Raw genomic sequence first — 3255 nt, forward strand, 5'->3', positions numbered from 1 at the left:
CGTGTGGTCGATTCTCGATCGTCTATCGAGAACCACAAAGTGGACGCGAACAGCAACAACATTCATGTGCATGTTTTATCAAATCATCAGCTTATTAGTACCGGTCAGCTCCACACATTTCTGTGCTTCCACATCCGGCCTATCAACCCAGTCGTCTACTGGGAGCTTCTCCCCCGAAGGGATGGAAATCTCATCTTGAAGCCGGCTTCCCGCTTAGATGCTTTCAGCGGTTATCCGTTCCGAACGTAGCCAATCAGCGGTGCTCCTGGCGGAACAACTGACACACCAGAGGTTCGTCCATCTCGGTCCTCTCGTACTAAAGATAGATCTTCTCAAATTTCCTACGCGCGCAGCGGATAGAGACCGAACTGTCTCACGACGTTCTGAACCCAGCTCGCGTGCCGCTTTAATGGGCGAACAGCCCAACCCTTGGGACCTACTCCAGCCCCAGGATGCGACGAGCCGACATCGAGGTGCCAAACCATGCCGTCGATATGGACTCTTGGGCAAGATCAGCCTGTTATCCCCGAGGTACCTTTTATCCGTTGAGCGACAGCGCTTCCACAAGCCACTGCCGGATCACTAGTCCCGACTTTCGTCCCTGCTCGACTTGTCAGTCTCACAGTCAAGCTCCCTTGTGCACTTACACTCGCCACCTGATTGCCAACCAGGTTGAGGGAACCTTTGGGCGCCTCCGTTACTCTTTAGGAGGCAACCGCCCCAGTTAAACTACCCACCAGGCACTGTCCCTGAACCGGATCACGGTTCGAAGTTAGATATCCAGAATGACCAGAGTGGTATTTCAACAACGACTCCACGAACACTAGCGTGCCCGCTTCACAGTCTCCCACCTATCCTACACAAGCCACACCGAACACCAATACCAAGCTGTAGTAAAGGTCACGGGGTCTTTTCGTCCTGCTGCGCGTAACGAGCATCTTTACTCGTAATGCAATTTCGCCGAGTTCGCGGTTGAGACAGCTGGGAAGTCGTTACGCCATTCGTGCAGGTCGGAACTTACCCGACAAGGAATTTCGCTACCTTAGGATGGTTATAGTTACCACCGCCGTTTACTGGGGCTTAAATTCAGAGCTTCGCCGAAGCTAACCCTTCCTCTTAACCTTCCAGCACCGGGCAGGCGTCAGTCCGTATACATCGTCTTGCGACTTCGCACGGACCTGTGTTTTTGATAAACAGTCGCTTCCCACTGGTCTCTGCGGCCATCAATGCGCTTTCAGGAGTAAATCCCTATACGCCTCAGGCCCCCCTTCTCCCGAAGTTACGGGGGCATTTTGCCGAGTTCCTTAACCACGATTCTCTCGATCTCCTTGGTATTCTCTACCTGATCACCTGTGTCGGTTTGGGGTACGGGCGACTAAAACCTCGCGTCGATGCTTTTCTTGGCAGCAGAGGATCACCGACTACCTCACATAGTGAGTTCCGCGTCAGATCTCAGGCTTTACGAGGGACGGATTTGCCTATCCCTCACCCTACATCCTTGCCCGGATTCAACCAATCACCCGGTTCGGCTACCTTTCTGCGTCACACCTGTTAATACGCTAACCGCACCAGAACGGGGTCGAGCGCTAGGCTCCCCACCCACCCGAAGGCAGACGAGAAGATTCGGACTCTTAGCACTACTGGATTAGCTTGGGCGGTTTTTCGCCGGCCACGGGAATATCAACCCGTTGTCCATCGACTACGCCTGTCGGCCTCGCCTTAGGTCCCGGCTTACCCAGGGAAGATTAGCTTGACCCTGGAACCCTTGATCATTCGGAGGACGGGTTTCTCACCCGTCTTTCGCTACTCATGCCTGCATTCTCACTCGTGTAGCGTCCACGGCTGGTTTCCACCGCCGCTTCACTCGCCACACGACGCTCTCCTACCCATCCACACGACTGGACCACGAAGGCCTGTCTATACATATGAATGCCACAACTTCGGTGGCGTGCTTGAGCCCCGTTACATTGTCGGCGCGGAATCACTTGACCAGTGAGCTATTACGCACTCTTTCAAGGGTGGCTGCTTCTAAGCCAACCTCCTGGTTGTCTGTGCAACTCCACATCCTTTTCCACTTAGCACGCGCTTTGGGACCTTAGTTGGTGGTCTGGGTTGTTTCCCTCTCGACTATGAAGCTTATCCCCCACAGTCTCACTGCTGCGCTCTCACTTACCGGCATTCGGAGTTTGGCTGACGTCAGTAAGCTTTTGGGCCCCATCGGCCATCCAGTAGCTCTACCTCCGGTAAGAAACACGCAACGCTGCACCTAAATGCATTTCGGAGAGAACCAGCTATCACGAAGTTTGATTGGCCTTTCACCCCTAACCACAGCTCATCCCCCCAGTTTTCAACCTAGGTGGGTTCGGTCCTCCACGAAGTCTTACCTTCGCTTCAACCTGGCCATGGATAGATCACTTCGCTTCGGGTCTAGGACATGCGACTCAGTCGCCCTATTCAGACTCGCTTTCGCTACGGCTGCCCCACACGGGTTAACCTCGCCACATATCACTAACTCGCAGGCTCATTCTTCAAAAGGCACGCCGTCACAGCTACAAGGCTGCTCCGACGGATTGTAAGCAAACGGTTTCAGGTACTATTTCACTCCCCTCCCGGGGTACTTTTCACCTTTCCCTCACGGTACTTGTCCGCTATCGGTCATCTGGGAGTATTTAGGCTTATCAGGTGGTCCTGACAGATTCACACGGGATTTCTCGGGCCCCGTGCTACTTGGGATACTCTTCAACGTCAATACACGCATTTCGACTACGGGACTCGCACCCCCTCTGGTCAGCCATTCAAAGCTGTTCGTCTATACGCTACTGTCACGCCCACTGCCTGGTAGAGCAGCACGAAAAGTCCCACAACCCCGACCGTGCAACCCCTACCAGGTATCACACACGACCGGTTTAGCCTGATCCGCGTTCGCTCGCCACTACTAACGGAATCACTGTTGTTTTCTCTTCCTGTGGGTACTGAGATGTTTCACTTCCCCACGTTCCCTCTACCCGCCCTATATATTCAGGCGGGAGTCACCAGGTCACCACGAAGGGCCCAGCGGGGTTTCCCCATTCGGAAATCCTCGGATCAAAGTTCGATTATCAACTCCCCGAGGCTTATCGCAGATTTCTACGTCCTTCTTCGGCTCCAGATGCCAAGGCATCCACCGTTTGCTCTTAAAGATTTGATTTACACATGAGTAGCCAATCATTTCATTCTCAGAAACTCTTGACTAAAATTGCTGAACACCACAAACCC

1 rRNA gene is annotated in these 3255 nt (G+C 53.5%); it reads right to left on the reverse strand.

Annotated features, from left to right (window positions below):
- Positions 1 to 74 precede the first annotated feature (74 nt).
- A 23S ribosomal RNA gene (locus ACPYN9_RS17120) occupies positions 75 to 3187 on the reverse strand.
- Between the last annotated feature and the right edge of the window lie 68 nt (positions 3188 to 3255).

It is taken from the genome of Pseudoclavibacter helvolus (genome assembly GCF_049707175.1).
GTDB lineage: Bacteria > Actinomycetota > Actinomycetes > Actinomycetales > Microbacteriaceae > Pseudoclavibacter > Pseudoclavibacter helvolus_A.